The organism is Candidatus Limnocylindrales bacterium (genome assembly GCA_035559535.1).
Classification (GTDB): Bacteria; Moduliflexota; Moduliflexia; order Moduliflexales; family JAUQPW01; genus JAUQPW01.
On the sequence record DATMBG010000058.1, the window covers coordinates 25,923 to 39,710 of the forward strand.

Annotated in this window: 12 protein-coding genes; 5 read left to right on the plus strand and 7 right to left on the minus strand. The window is 45.0% G+C overall.

Translation table 11 applies throughout. The features are described from left to right. Window positions 1-12 precede the first annotated feature (12 nt). The 6 genes from VNM22_21815 to VNM22_21840 all read right to left on the minus strand — a co-directional run bounded on the left by VNM22_21815 (window position 13) and on the right by VNM22_21840 (window position 8,313). On the minus strand, window positions 13-2,583 hold the full coding sequence (locus VNM22_21815; protein ID HWP49808.1) for a hybrid sensor histidine kinase/response regulator: 2,571 nt from the start codon (window positions 2,581-2,583) through the stop codon (window positions 13-15). Window positions 2,584-2,643: 60 nt separating this feature from the next. Beyond that, window positions 2,644-4,566 (minus strand): methyl-accepting chemotaxis protein, encoded by a 1,923-nt coding sequence (locus VNM22_21820; GenBank protein ID HWP49809.1) that lies wholly within the window; start codon window positions 4,564-4,566, stop codon window positions 2,644-2,646. A gap of 114 nt (window positions 4,567-4,680) precedes the next feature. Continuing rightward, window positions 4,681-5,181, minus strand: coding sequence for a chemotaxis protein CheW (locus tag VNM22_21825; protein ID HWP49810.1), 501 nt, complete (start codon window positions 5,179-5,181; stop codon window positions 4,681-4,683). Window positions 5,182-5,243: 62 nt separating this feature from the next. Further along, complete coding sequence (locus tag VNM22_21830; protein HWP49811.1) at window positions 5,244-5,609, minus strand: response regulator; 366 nt, start codon at window positions 5,607-5,609, stop codon at window positions 5,244-5,246. Window positions 5,610-5,623: 14 nt separating this feature from the next. Then, on the minus strand, window positions 5,624-6,826 hold the full coding sequence (locus VNM22_21835) for a response regulator (protein ID HWP49812.1): 1,203 nt from the start codon (window positions 6,824-6,826) through the stop codon (window positions 5,624-5,626). 350 nt (window positions 6,827-7,176) lie between these two features. Further along, a complete protein-coding gene (locus tag VNM22_21840; protein ID HWP49813.1) occupies window positions 7,177-8,313 on the minus strand; it encodes a metallophosphoesterase in 1,137 nt (378 codons plus the stop codon). A 186-nt stretch (window positions 8,314-8,499) separates the two neighbouring features. Here VNM22_21840 and VNM22_21845 point away from each other — a divergent pair, with 186 nt between their 5' ends. The 5 genes from VNM22_21845 to coaBC are packed head-to-tail and all read left to right on the plus strand — an operon-like array spanning window position 8,500 to window position 12,482. Beyond that, window positions 8,500-9,306, plus strand: coding sequence for a 3'(2'),5'-bisphosphate nucleotidase CysQ (locus tag VNM22_21845; protein ID HWP49814.1), 807 nt, complete (start codon window positions 8,500-8,502; stop codon window positions 9,304-9,306). 58 nt (window positions 9,307-9,364) lie between these two features. Next, on the plus strand, window positions 9,365-10,246 hold the full coding sequence (locus tag VNM22_21850) for a YicC/YloC family endoribonuclease (protein ID HWP49815.1): 882 nt from the start codon (window positions 9,365-9,367) through the stop codon (window positions 10,244-10,246). A gap of 9 nt (window positions 10,247-10,255) precedes the next feature. Then, complete coding sequence (locus VNM22_21855) at window positions 10,256-10,525, plus strand: DUF370 domain-containing protein (GenBank protein HWP49816.1); 270 nt, start codon at window positions 10,256-10,258, stop codon at window positions 10,523-10,525. A 59-nt stretch (window positions 10,526-10,584) separates the two neighbouring features. Further along, window positions 10,585-11,205 carry a guanylate kinase gene (gene gmk / locus VNM22_21860; protein HWP49817.1) on the plus strand — a complete coding sequence of 207 codons (621 nt, stop codon included), beginning with the start codon at window positions 10,585-10,587 and terminating at the stop codon, window positions 11,203-11,205. Next, window positions 11,202-12,482: a bifunctional phosphopantothenoylcysteine decarboxylase/phosphopantothenate--cysteine ligase CoaBC gene (gene coaBC / locus VNM22_21865; protein HWP49818.1), complete on the plus strand. Its 1,281-nt coding sequence runs from the start codon at window positions 11,202-11,204 to the stop codon at window positions 12,480-12,482. The genes gmk and coaBC overlap by 4 nt, the downstream gene beginning before the upstream one ends. A gap of 30 nt (window positions 12,483-12,512) precedes the next feature. Here the strand turns inward: coaBC and VNM22_21870 are convergent, their stop codons facing one another. Then, a complete protein-coding gene (locus tag VNM22_21870) occupies window positions 12,513-13,763 on the minus strand; it encodes a hypothetical protein (protein ID HWP49819.1) in 1,251 nt (416 codons plus the stop codon). Between the last annotated feature and the right edge of the window lie 25 nt (window positions 13,764-13,788).

Genomic DNA, 13,788 nt, shown 5'->3' on the forward strand with positions numbered 1-13,788 from the left:
CTAGCAGACATTCTACCGGGAGAGAGTAACCGGGGATTGGAGAAGCTTTTGAACGCTCTCCAGTAATTTCCTGTCATCAAAAGGTTTAACCAGATAATCATTAGCTCCCAGGGCGATAGCTTTCTGATAGTGTTTTTCTCCGGCTCGGGAGGTCAAAACGATAATGGGAAGGTCTTGGAGCTCGGGTTTACTACGAACCTTTGCAATAAGCTCATAGCCATGCATTTTGGGCATCTCCAGATCGGTAATCAGTAAGTCGAACCGATGGGGCGAATTTAATTTGTTCCAGGCTTCCAGACCATCATGGGCTACCTGAACGGTATATCCTGCTTGATTTAAGAAATGGCTGACCACCTTTCGAATGCTGATAGAATCATCGGCAATCAACACTTCAGGAATATGTTCATGGGAATCGGGCAGTACTTCCTCGTGTTCTTCGATTTCCCCTTTACCTTCTTTTATTTCTGGCTCATTACCCACGATCCAGGGTCTGGCCTCTTCGGCTTGCCCTGCTACGGTTTCCAGGATATAAGAAGCATCTAGGATTAATCGAACGGCTCCTTCTCCAGAAATCGTGGCCCCAGAGAACATGCGAGCCCTTTTAAGATAATCTCCTAAAGGTTTGATGACGATCAGTTGTTGACCGATCAGCTCATCTACTTTTACAGCAATTTTTCTTTCCACAGAACCCAGGATAATCACCGGCAGATAAGGTGATTTGGAAGACCCTTCCGGAAGGGGGGGTTCTACTTCTGAAAGTTGGAGAAGTTTATTTAGCCGGATAAAGGTTAAAATTTGATCCCTTATTCGAATGACCTCCTGGCCTGTAACCACATGGATTTGGTTGGGAGTGACGCGAAGCGTTTCTTCCACGGAATTGAGAGGGATCGCAAATTCTTGGCCACCCACCCGGACTAAAAGGGCCTGATAAATAATCAGGGTCAGGGGTAGCTTGATCACAAAGAGGGTTCCCTTTCCCGGCTCCGATTTAATATCTATAGAACCTCCCAGCTTGGTAAGATTCGTTTTCACCACATCCATCCCAACCCCTCTTCCGGATACACTGGTTACTTTCTCCTTGGTAGAAAATCCTGGAAGAAATATAAGTTGATAGGTCTCTGGATCACTTAATCGATCTACTTCTGCTTGAGATTTTATACCTTTTTTTACAGCCGTTTCTCGTAGCTTTTGGGGGTTCATCCCTGCGCCATCATCACGAATTTCAATGATAATCTGACTCCCCTGTTGATAAGCATTTAAAGAAATAGTTCCTACTCTAGGCTTACCCAATTTCTCCCGTACATCCGGGGGTTCAATTCCATGGGAAACTGCATTTCGAACCAGGTGCATGAGAGGATCTGCCATTTCTTCGATCACGGTTTTATCTAATCGGGTCTCTTCCCCTGCAGTAATAAGTACCACTTCTTTTCCCTCTTCCTTGGATACATCCCGGACCGGTCTGTGAAATCGATTAAAAAGATTGCTCACCGGAACCATTCGAATATTGGTAAGTCCTTCTTGTAGCTGCTCGGTGGTACTGCGGACCTGGGAAGATTCTACCTCAAAGGCTTCAAAAAAATTATTGAGCTGGTCAATAATTTCTGAAATATCGGAACCTATCTCGATCAAACTTCGAGATAAGATATTAAAATCATCATACTTATCAAACTCTAGTTCAGAAAACCCATTTAACAGGTCTTCTGGATGGGGGGAGGTGGGGAGGTGGGGGCTGAGAGATGGGGGGGAATGTCTCTGTGTCTCCGCGTCTCCATGTCTCCGCGTCTCCGTGTCTCCGCGTCTCCATGTCTCCGCGTCTCCATTTGGGTCCCTGAACAGGCTATATTCATATTTTTCTTTGAAATCCCGTATTACTTTAAGTAATTTCGCCTTACTGAAATTGAGTTCTGTACTCACCTTATTGAGGTAGCTAATGTGCTGATCGAGCCGGTTCTGATTAATCACCAGGGCCCCCACCAGGTTCATCAGTTTATTCAGGTCATTGATATTGACCTTAGCAAATTGTTTCTCGCTGGGTGCGACCAGGGATTTGGACGTTGGGGCAGATTTCGAATCTGTTTGGGTTTTTAGCTCGGAGGGGGGAATTTCTACTTTTAGCTCCGGCTTTGAGGTTTGTACTTTTTTAACAAAGGTGGAGGGTTTTACCTCAACAGGGGTACCGGTACCGAGATCCGATTCCAAAAATTCCCGATACTGGTCTTCAAACATAGGAATCAAGGAATCATCCTCTCCGGTTCCATTTGAGATATTCTCCACCTGACTTGCCAGGGCATCAATGGATTGTAGAAGTAGCGTAATGACCGGCTCCGTAGGTTTGATCTCCTGGCTTCGAATCTTCCCTAACAGGTCCTCCATCTTGTGAGCCAGCTTACTGACCACATTAAATCCCAGCATTGCGGCAGATCCTTTAATGGTGTGGGCGGATCGGAAGATCTCATCCACAATGCCTATATTTTCACTGTTTGCCTCCAGGGCCAGAAGTCCATCATTGATTACCTGGATGTGTTCTCCAGCTTCAACCAAAAATATCTCGGCTATCTCGGATTTGTTAAGTCCTTGGGTCATTCTTCAATTCTCCCTGAACCCTGATTAATTCTTCGGTACCAGTCCATGATTCAAGGCTAATCAGATTCCGAAATCCTTATCGGTAATGAGATCTTCATCATCAGAATCTTCTCCAAATCCTTCATCCTCTTCGGCAAGGGAGGTAGTGGAGGAGGAGACTATCTTTTCCCTGGATGCCCGGGGAAGGAATCGAGGATCTCTTTCACGGAGTTTAAATCTCCCAATCGCTTCGGTAAGGCGGTCCGATAAGGTTGCCAGTTGTTTAATGGTCTCGGTGGTTTGTCTGACAAATTCCACGTGTTGGGCGGTGATATCAGAAATGCTCTCCATGGATTTAACGACCCCTTCGGTTCCACGAACCTGTTGTTTTGCGGCGAGGGAAATTTCATGGATAAGGTCCGCCACCTGTCCGACAATTTTGTCGATTTCCTTAAGGGAGGCACCTGCAATATCGGCCAGGCGGGTTCCTTCTTCCACTTCCCGGGTACCCTCTTCCATGGCCCGGACTGCTTCGGTAGTCTCGGCCTGAATTCCTTTAATGAGTTCTGCGATATTTTCCGTGGCTTTACTGGATCGTTCGGCCAATTTTCGCACTTCTTCAGCTACCACCGCAAACCCTCGTCCATGTTCACCTGCTCGAGCTGCTTCGATGGCAGCATTAAGGGCCAGGAGGTTGGTTTGAGAGGCAATATCATCGATAACTTCTACAATTTCACCAATCTCCAGGGATCGATCTCCTAAACTTTTAATCTTCTTACTGGTCACCTGAACGGTATTTCTAATGCGATGCATCCCCTTGATGGTTTCTGCTACGGATTTCTCACCCTTCTGAGCTGCTTCGGTAGCCCTTTGAGACGCCTGGCTGGCCGCTTCGGCGTTATTAGAAACCTGCTGCATGGAAATAGAAATCTCATCGACCGCACTGGAAGTATTGTTAATATGAACCCGTTGTTCTTCAGCTCCTTTTAACATATGGGGGACAGCGGCTAAAATCTGTGTGGTAGCAGAACCGATATCTCCTGCAGCATCTCGAACCTGCTCTACCAGAGACGCTAAACCCGTAATCATCAAATTAAACGCGTCGGCCAAAGAACCCAGAACATCGGCAGTTACCTCTGCTTCTTTTGTTAAATCTCCCTGAGCAGCGGCGGCGACAATATTAAGCATGTTTAAGATGTGGGATTGAATGGTATTCATGGCTTCCTCGGCTCGTGCTCCAGCCTGCTTCTGTTGTTGAATATGATCCATCATCTCATTCAGTGCATGACCCAATAGGCCAATTTCGTTCATGGCGGTAATTTCTGCCTTTTGCCCCAAATTCCCTTTCTTTACTCGATTAGCTAAATCTAACAATTCCCGAACAGGATTTAGAACCTGTGAGAGCGTGATATAACGCATAAAGAAGATGCCGAGAATTATCATGACCAGAGCGACTAACGCGAATTTCAAAATCTTGGAGTAAAGATAATTTTGTACCTCTGTTCTCACCCCCACGTGAAGCTCTGCTTTTTGTTCCGGTATAACTCTAACTCCTGCATCGATAACTTCTTGTTCTGTACCATCCAATTTAACAAAAAACCTCCGGTAACTGATCGCCTGGTCCTTAGAAAGTGGATTGGGAGTTACACTGACCAAAGAGGAGGCTCTGGCCACTACGTTTCCACCGGCATCCCGGACATAGATATAGACGATTTCGGGTTCCAGGGTTTTCATCAGCTCCAACTCTTTCTGCACGCCTGCATAATCTCCTCGAGCGAAGTTCCCAGAAATATGAGCCGCAAGTACTCTGGCTACTGCACCTGCCTTTGTCTGTAGTTCTTTATCCAGGAAATTTTCCTGATTAAAGTTTAAAATGAAATACCCCATAAGGCCAAAAACAATAAGTAAAAGAATACTTCCCCCAATAAATTTGGTTCCCAGCCGGTGAATAACTGGAAGGTTATCCAGGGAAACTTCCCCTGGTTTTGCTTGATCTTTCAGCATCTTTTTTTGTCCGTTATCCGTTGTCCATAGTCCGCAGTTTACTTTCCTAGATAACGAACAGAGGACAACAGGCAAAGGACAATGGACAGAAGACAAACTACAGACATAAAGCGGTTATAACTGAATTTTTTCATAAATCTTATCAAAATCTAAAAGAACGAGAAAATCATCTTGAAATTGAATAACTTCCGATACAAATTGAAGATTGGATACCGGATTTTGGATATAGGAAGGTTCGATAATATTTTTTTCAAGATGGTAAACTCCTAAAACCGCATCCACTCTAAAGCCAATTCGGTTTCCTGCGAGGTTCACAATCAGAATCCGATTTTCTTTACTGACCTCTTTTAAGCTAAGTCCTAAAACTTCTCGAATATCGACTACAGGGATAATATCTCCTCTCAGGTTAATAACCCCCAATAAAAAAGAAGGCGTGGTCGGCACCGGGGTTATATCTATCATTTTTATAATTTCCTGAACCTTCAGGGCATAAATACCGAAAGGGGTACCTCCTAATTTAAACAGGCATACCTGGATGGTTTCAAGCGTTTGTTCGGATTCCGGAGCCTTTTCTCCTTCCTGGGAAATTTCTACTTGTTTAAGTGGATCGGGCATGGGAGTGGGCGAATGGGCAATGGACCGTAGCTGGTTTGACCTGGCTCGCTACGCATCGTCCACTATGTCTTCAAATACTTTTTCACAATAGCCAGTAAATCCTCAGGATTGTAGGGTTTTACCAGATAATCGGACGCGCCTTGCTGTTTACCCCAGACTTTATCAAAATCTTTATCCTTAGAAGATACGAGAATAATAGGCGTATTTTTAAACTGGGGGTCATTTCTCAATTCCCGGCAAACCTGAAATCCATTTTTCTTAGGCATAACCACATCCATAAGTATCAATTGAGGTTTAATAGCCCTGGCTTTTTCAATCCCATCCTCCCCATCTTTGGCAATAGCTAAAGTATGTGGAGTAGATTGTAAAACGCGTTTCATGATCTCTATCTCAACCAGACTGTCCTCAATGATGAGAATCCGTCCCATAAAACCTCCTACTTCTATTGTTTAGATTTCCTGATAAATTCTATAATTTTATCGACCTTATCCTGAACTCCCTTGACCCTATCCTGGATTAACTTTTCCATATGCTTTAGAATCTTTTCCTGAAACACTTTGGAAAGCCGGGCTTCAATCATCTTTTCTATCTTAGCTTCAAGGTCCCCTGAGGTTAACCACTTGTTTATCTCTTCCTGTACAAGGACCTGGATATTCTGCTGGGCGGAAAGGGTGGTAGCGGGAGTTTCAGGCGCTTTCACCCCATCTAGGGAGGGGTGGAGAGGAATCTGGGACTCCGGGGTAGGGGAACCCTCAACGGCTTGTTGGGGAGATGTGGCTATTGCAGGCGTAAGGGAAACTTTTTGGGTATTGTGGCTTTCAAGGGTCTGACGAATTTTTGTAATAAGTTCTTCCGGTTGAAAAGGTTTAGTAATATATCCTGTAACCCCCAACTCGCTTACAAATTTATCTCCTACTTTATCTCCTTTGGAAGTGACAAGAATCACCGGAATATGTTTTAACTGTTCATCTTTCTGAAGAAGTCGGCAAACCTGAAAACCGTTCATCCGCGGCATAACGAAATCTAACAGGATGAGATCCGGCATGATTTCTCTGGCTTTGTTGATTCCATCCAGGCCGTCGGAAGCCGTTATCACCTTAAAACCTTCAGCGGTTAAAATCATACTCACCAGTTTTCGAACTACCGAGCTGTCATCCACAGAGAGGATTTTGATAGCGGAACTATCCTTTTTTATTGCCGAATCCGGAGGGCTTCCTGCCTTTGTCTCCGACGAACTTTCCCCCTCACCTCCGGTTCCCTTCTCCCAACTTGGGAGAGGGGAAACCAGGGAGTGAGGAAGTGAAGCAATTTGAGACCGTGTTTCTTCAGGATCTAAGGGCTTTTGTAGTAAACCTTTGAAATTAGACAGATTTTTAATCTCTTCGCTAACCTGGGAATTATTTGAAATAAAGAAAACAGGGATCGATTGGAAGCCCTTGTGTTTGGTAATGGTGGAAGAGAATTTTTCTTCTTTTATTCTTAACGAATCCGTGTCTACCAACACTGCAGCCGGCCTGATCATCAAGGCTAAGACTAAACCATCTATCTCATTGGGAACCCGAAGGGATTCAAATTGACCGGATGCGATTTCATCTAATTCTTTCTGGAGAGATTCTTCCCCTGTAACTAAGAGTAAAGTTTTCATGGATGGTACCTTCTTTTAAGCAGAGTAAAATACCTGTATAAATGATCTTTATATTTAAATTCTAAAGTTTAAGATAACTCTCTAAGATTGCGAATACTCTACGCTATAGAATGTGGGTGTATTTTATCGTTTATAAAGATTTTGTCAAGAATAATTGATAAGATCTCTAATTTTAGTAGCTTAAAGCAGGTAGAGGGGATTGGGAGAGGTAACTGTAACCATTTCGTAGGGATCCCTTTTTCTGTCTGAACACCCTCCTGGCCCCCCTCCAGGGGGAACTGACGTGGGGTTGCTACTGCTGAAGTCCCCCCTGGAGGGGGGCCAGGAGGGTGTTTATTTTTCCACGTTGACTAACCCCGTGTAAGGGTAATTTCGGATATCTCACCGGATACATTAAGGCGAACGGGTGGACCTGTGGTACCTGCGCCTCGGGACACATAGAGGGTACTGGATCCTATTCGGTAGAGGCCGGCTACAAAGCGGTGATAAAGACGCGACAGGTTTAAGGTTTTAGGTGCTATAGGAAAGGCAACCTGCCCTCCATGGGTATGTCCGGAAAGGGTTAAATCCACATGGTTTTCGACGGCTTCCGGGAATAGGGAAGGGTCATGGGCGAGAAGGATGGTCGGGACCCCTTTCGGCCTTTCTGCAAGGGCTAATTTTATATCTGCCCGACGCGTCCAGGTGTCGTCCACACCAGCCAGGAAAAGGGGTGGTTTATGAGGATTTAGGATCCTTCCTTGATTCCGAAGGACCTTGATGCCCGCTCGCTCCAAGGCCAAAATTAATCGCCTGGTATCCCCGAAATAATCATGATTTCCCAGAATGGCGACCACTCCATCTGGGGCCGACAATCCGGATAAAGCTTCCCCTAACTCTTCAATATACAGGTCTCCAGCGGAGATATAATCCCCTGTGAGAACAATGAGATGAGGAGCCAGTGCATTCACCTGCTCAGCCCACCGGGCAATCCAAGAGCCCGGCGTGAAACGACTACAGTGTAAATCGGTCATCTGAACAATCCGATATCCTTCATAGGCTTCAGGTAAATTGGAAATGGGAACTGTAACCCGGTTCACACAAAGGTTTTGTCGACGCCAGAGGACTAAGTAACCTGCGTGGGTTAAGGCCCATAGAAAGGCACTTTGGGAAAATAAATCTAAAAAAGCATGTTCTCCCATAGTCGTCATGGGTGAAAATAAAAGGTGAGCCAGGAGAATAGGTACCTTAATACAGGTATAAAGCAGGGAAGCCGTCCACCAAATATAAAAAGGAAACTCTGTAAGATAAAGTCTCCATAAAGATCGAGGGGGTTCGTAAAAACCTCCGGCCAGGATGCGAAAAATGAAAGGAAAGTTGATCCAACTACCTAAAACTATAACCGGATAACTTCCCATCCATCGGAGTAAGTCCAGGAATACAGGAATCTGAATACTGAAAGCGATCAGGATGGATAAACTAAAAAGACGAAAAAATCTACACTTCATATGGTTAATATACTTATAATCTAAAAAACCCAATCCGGTAGGTCAAGAAAAAACGTATTGACGTCTTTAAGGCTTTCTGACAGAATAAACCCAGAAGCCAAAACTCAGAATGGATAACCCTTTTTGAATCTATTTTGGCTTCTAAACTTTGACTTCTGATTTTTGACCCCTTACCGATTATAATCTATGAAAGAATTAGACGCTGCCAAACAAGCTGCACAGGAAGCAGGCCAGATTATCCGTTCCTATTATCAGAAGGTTTATCAAACCTCTTACAAGGAAGGTTATCGAGATGAAAGTGGGATTAAAATAAATCCGGTCACCGAAGTGGATCTTAAATCCAATGAAAAAATACGAGAGGTTCTAAAAGGCACTTTCCCTGACTATGGTTGGTTATCGGAGGAAACCAAGGACTCTGAGGAGAGATTTCATAAGAAAAGGGTTTGGATTGTAGATCCCCTGGATGGAACCAAGGAGTTTATCGGTGGAATTCCAGAATTTACGGTTTCTATTGGGTTAGTAGAAGAAGGGGTACCGGTGGTGGGGGTGATCTATAATCCCATCACAGGGGAGTTATTTTGGGCCTCAAGGGGAAGTGGCTCGTTTTGCGGAGATCAGCGTCTCCAATGCTCTCGTCAGGAGGATCTCCCCAAGATCCGACTCATCGTGAGCCGTTCTGAATATCAAAAAGGTAAGACAGAATCGTTCAAGTCCCTGGTTTCTGAAATCATTCCTTTGGGAAGCAGTGCTTATAAATTGGGGGTTTTAGCCCAAGGCCGGGGGGACCTCTACCTGAGCCATCATCCTTTGAACGAGTGGGATATCTGTGGGGGTCACCTGATTTTACAAGAAGCCGGAGGAATTCTGTTGGATTTTAATGGGAAGGAAATAAAATACAATCAGAGGAGGGTTGAAACCGGTGGAGGGATCATTGCAGGAAACGAAGCCTTGGTGAGAAAAACACTTCAGAAGCTGGATCTCTTCTTAACTTGAACTTGACACATAACCGGAAATTGGTTAATTTTAACTTACTCATAGGGGAGCGTAACCTATGCTCAAAAGCATGACCGGATATGGCTCTGTAAACCTCCAACAGGGTAATCGAACTTACATCTTAGAGGTTAAATCGGTTAACCATCGATATTGCGATGTCAACGTGAAGGTACCCTCTCAATATGGATTTTTGGAGAATGAAATCAAAAAGTTTATCAAGGAAAGATTTTCCAGAGGTCGATTCGATGTTTATCTAGATATAGATGAATTGGAGGGGAATTCCAGGAAGATCTCCTTTGATCATGCTCTGGCTGCCAGGTACCTGAAAGAGCTAAAGGAATTGGGAACCGAACTCGGTATAGAGACTCCTATAGACCTCTTCTCGCTGATTAAACTGCCCGAGGTGATTAAAATAGAAAAAGAGCCGGAGGATCAGGAAGAAATTATCCAGTCTGTTCAGAAAACTCTGGAACTGGCACTGGCTCAACTTGAGGAGATGCGGAAGAAAGAAGGGGAATTGCTTCGTCAAGAAATTTTAACGATTTTAAATCGTATCCAGGCAGCTACCCTCCGTATTAGTCAACGCGCTCCCCTGATTCCTGTAGAGTATAAAAAGAACCTCCAGGAACGTGTCAGGAATCTCCTGGAAAACACCCTAGAAGTCGATGAAGCCAGACTTCTTCAAGAAGTGGTCATCTTCGCGGAGCGAATGGATATAACCGAAGAGCTTGCCAGATTAAATAGCCATCTTACCCAGTTTTATAAACTTACAGAGTCCGAAGAACCGGTTGGAAAAAGGTTAGATTTTCTCATTCAAGAAATGAACCGGGAGGTAAACACCATAGGCTCTAAAGCTAATGATGCCCTGGTCTCTCAGGAAGTGGTAGAAATCAAAACTGAAATGGAAAGAATGAGAGAACAGGTCCAGAATATTGAGTGAAGGATGAAAGTGGGTCCAAAACTTATTAATATCGGATTTGGAAATGTTGTGGTTGCATCTCGCATTGTTGCAGTCGTGGCGCCGAGTTCGGCGCCTATGAAACGGCTCAAGGAAGAAGCCCGTCAGAATAAAAAGCTCATTGATGCAACTCAGGGTCGAAAAACCCGTGCGGTTATTATTACCGATAGCGATCACGTAATTCTTTCGGCTGTACAACCAACCACCGTAGCTCAAAGATTTCTGGCAGAAGAATCAGCCGAAGAATCCCCCGAAGCATAGGGGGAAATAGATAAATAGGCTATACCTATGTGGGTCGGTACATATTTACTTAAATGTACATGGATATAGAGTTTAAGAAGAGTCAAAAGGGGCTCCTTTATGTGGTATCGGCCCCCTCAGGAGCCGGAAAAACCTCATTATGTAAAGAAGTCATCCGACGTATTCCTAACCTGGAGCATTCCATCTCTTATACGACCCGAAAACCTCGACGGGATGAAGTGGATGGGGTAGATTACCATTTTGTGACCCCCGAGGTTTTCAAGGACATGATTCGGAAGGGCGAGTTCGCCGAATATGCCCTCGTACATGGACATCTTTACGGAACCGGCTTAAAAATAACCGAAGAAAAATTAGCTAAGGGAATCAGCCTTGTTTTAGCTATTGATGTTCAAGGGGCTGATCAATTGAGGAGAAGATATCCGGAAGGTGTTTTTATTTTTGTTCTCCCTCCGTTTTTTTCCCTTTTAAGAAAAAGATTGTTGGAAAGGCATTCTGATTCTGCCGATGAGATCGAACGTCGGTTGGCTAAGGCCTATGAAGAAATAAAACACTATAAAAAATATCACTACGTTATTATTAACGATAATCTGGAGAAGGCCGTAGAAGAGTTTTGTGCCATTATCCTGGCCGAGCAGTGTCGTGCCTTTAGAATAACGGCCCATCCAAACATTTGTCTATGACCACATTACAAGGTAAAAATATTCTTCTGGGTGTCACCGGGGGTATTGCAGCCTATAAATCGGCTGAAATAGTCCGGGGGTTTAAAAAAGCAGGAGCTCAGGTTCAGGTGGTCATGACCCGAAATGCCCGGCGTTTCATAACCCCTCTTACCTTAGAGACTCTCTCCCAAAATCGGGTTATGACCGAGATGTTTCCGTCTTCCTACGAGGATGAGGAAGAAGCCGGAACCCTTCTCCGATCTACTTCTACGAATCTCCAGGAGATCGATCACATTGCCCTCGCCCAGAGGGCCGATGTGGTTCTCATTGCTCCGGCGACAGCCAATATAATCGGTAAACTGGCTCATGGGATCTGCGATGATTTGCTCTCAACCCTTGTCATTGCGACCAAAGCTCCAGTGATCCTGGCTCCGGCCATGAATTGCTATATGTATGAACATCCGGTAGTCCAGGGCAACCTGGAAAAGTTAAAATCCCTGGGGGTTCAGGTTATAGAACCCGAGGCAGGCTTTCTGGCCTGCCAGATGGAAGGAAAAGGACGACTGCCGGACCCTGATGTTATTGTGACCTTTGTTGTAAAATTTTTACACAATCGGCAACGTCTCCTGGGTAAAAAGGTGTTGGTTACGGCGGGTCCGACCCGAGAAGCCATCGATCCGGTCCGTTTTATTTCCAACCGATCTTCTGGACGGATGGGTTATGCCATTGCTAAGGTCGCCCAACAATGGGGTGCCGAAGTATTTTTAGTTAGTGGACCTACGGCCTTAGCCGTTCCCCCCGGAGTTCATTTAACTCGAGTGGAAACGGCGGCTGAAATGCGGGAAGCAGTGCTGAAATACTTTCCCGAAATGGATGTGGTCATCAAGGCCGCCGCAGTGGCCGATTATCGGGTTAAGGAGGTTAAAGATCAAAAGATTAAAAAGGAAGCCCCAGGGTTAGTTCTGGAACTCGAAAAAACTCCGGATATTTTAGAAGAGTTAGGCCGGATCAAGGAAAAACAAGTTCTGGTCGGATTTGCAGCCGAGACCCAAAACCTTCTTTCCTATGCCGAAGAAAAACTCCGAAGAAAAAACCTGGATTTCATCGTTGTGAACGACGTGAGTCGTAAAGATACCGGGTTTGAAGTGGAAACCAATGCCATTCAAATCGTTCATCGAAATGGAAAGGTTACAGACTATCCCCTTATGCCTAAGGAAAAAGTAGCCGAGGTCATTCTGGAAGAAATCTTGCCTTTTCTGGCCGATAAGGAGACTCAAAGCCGTCATCGCGGGGAGTGAACAGAAAGATTCTCCAGATCCAGGTTATTTTTAGGGGCGGGGAGACCCTATATCTTCCACTACCCAGGTGGGTCCTTCATAATCCTGGACAATTTCCCGTCCATAAGCCTGGGTAACTACTTCGAGGCGATTCTGGGTAACGTTAAATCGAAGGGTCCAGGTTATTTCATTGGGTCCCATAAATTTCACCCAACGCTTTCCCGGTGGAAAATACCAACTGTACCACTGGTAGATTTTATGGGTTTGGGGTAGGCCTGCTTTGGAAGACCCCGATAAAAAATCCCTGGCGTCTATGGAAGATTTGGCAATTCTATAAGCATCTGCTACTTTCATGGTTCCTTCGGCATCCAAAACCCATGAACTCCCTTCATAAGGTGCCATTGGACCTGAGGGTTTGGCAGGTGGGTCATAGGTAAGACCTAAAATTCCTCGGAAGGGCGAAGGCTTGGTAATGGTTCTAATGGTCTCCCCAATATAGATACCCTCTAAACTTCCCCCTGAGCTGGTAAAGGTATGAATCCAATGTCCCCCATAATACCTCGGTAAAGGGGTTACAAATACCTGTGAACTGGCTATACCTGTCGGAACAGCCTGAATGGTTAAAATATTATCTGTAAATACAGTAGGTTCTGCAGCATCTGTGGCCCGCACGGTGATGGAACCACTTCTGCCCTCTGCCGGGGTAATCACTCCGGTATTACTGTCAATGGTTGCGCCATAGGTATTTCCTATAATAGACCATTTTACTGTCCGATTGGGAGGTAGTGTCTCTGCCGAAGCTGTACTTCGTGCCAAAATATCATCCAGAGGCCAGGCTTTGGGTGGATCGAAGGTGACCCGAAGAATTTTTGGTAAGACCTTAACATTCACACCGGCCTGGGACGGGATCCCAGAATTATAAGAATATCCAATTGTTATGACCACCTCTCCCGGGGTGTCAGCCTTTAAAGTTAAAGTCAGTTTTAATCTTGGAGTTAGTAAAGGTTCGATTACCGTCGTTTCTGATTGGATCAGGATCGCCGATCCCCAGTTTAGATTCGTAAAACTTCCAGGGACAGGTCCTCCTTCGGCTTCGATGGTAAACATGTCCCCTACCGAAACTTTCGTAGGAGAGGTAACGACACGCACAAAGGTTTTCGGGGCTTCATCTGCCGGCAATGGATTTCTCCCGATCTTCCATCCTATGAAAACAGGGGTTTGTGGAATAGCTTGAGCCGCGATGATTTGATGAGGTATCCCCAGCATAAAGAATCCCATTAAAAAAAACCACTTTATTTTCATTTTTATATGATCTGGTAATCTTGAT

Excerpts from the sequence above, each read along its gene's own strand:
- VNM22_21815 (HWP49808.1), bottom strand. The coding sequence starts at position 2,583 with ATGACCCAAGGACTTAACAAATCCGAGATAGCCGAGATATTTTTGGTT.
- VNM22_21820 (HWP49809.1), bottom strand. The coding sequence starts at position 4,566 with ATGCTGAAAGATCAAGCAAAACCAGGGGAAGTTTCCCTGGATAACCTT.
- VNM22_21825 (HWP49810.1), bottom strand. The coding sequence starts at position 5,181 with ATGCCCGATCCACTTAAACAAGTAGAAATTTCCCAGGAAGGAGAAAAG.
- VNM22_21830 (HWP49811.1), bottom strand. The coding sequence starts at position 5,609 with ATGGGACGGATTCTCATCATTGAGGACAGTCTGGTTGAGATAGAGATC.
- VNM22_21835 (HWP49812.1), bottom strand. The coding sequence starts at position 6,826 with ATGAAAACTTTACTCTTAGTTACAGGGGAAGAATCTCTCCAGAAAGAA.
- VNM22_21840 (HWP49813.1), bottom strand. The coding sequence starts at position 8,313 with ATGAAGTGTAGATTTTTTCGTCTTTTTAGTTTATCCATCCTGATCGCT.
- VNM22_21845 (HWP49814.1), top strand. The coding sequence starts at position 8,500 with ATGAAAGAATTAGACGCTGCCAAACAAGCTGCACAGGAAGCAGGCCAG.
- VNM22_21850 (HWP49815.1), top strand. The coding sequence starts at position 9,365 with ATGCTCAAAAGCATGACCGGATATGGCTCTGTAAACCTCCAACAGGGT.
- gmk (HWP49817.1), top strand. The coding sequence starts at position 10,585 with ATGGATATAGAGTTTAAGAAGAGTCAAAAGGGGCTCCTTTATGTGGTA.
- coaBC (HWP49818.1), top strand. The coding sequence starts at position 11,202 with ATGACCACATTACAAGGTAAAAATATTCTTCTGGGTGTCACCGGGGGT.
- VNM22_21870 (HWP49819.1), bottom strand. The coding sequence starts at position 13,763 with ATGAAAATAAAGTGGTTTTTTTTAATGGGATTCTTTATGCTGGGGATA.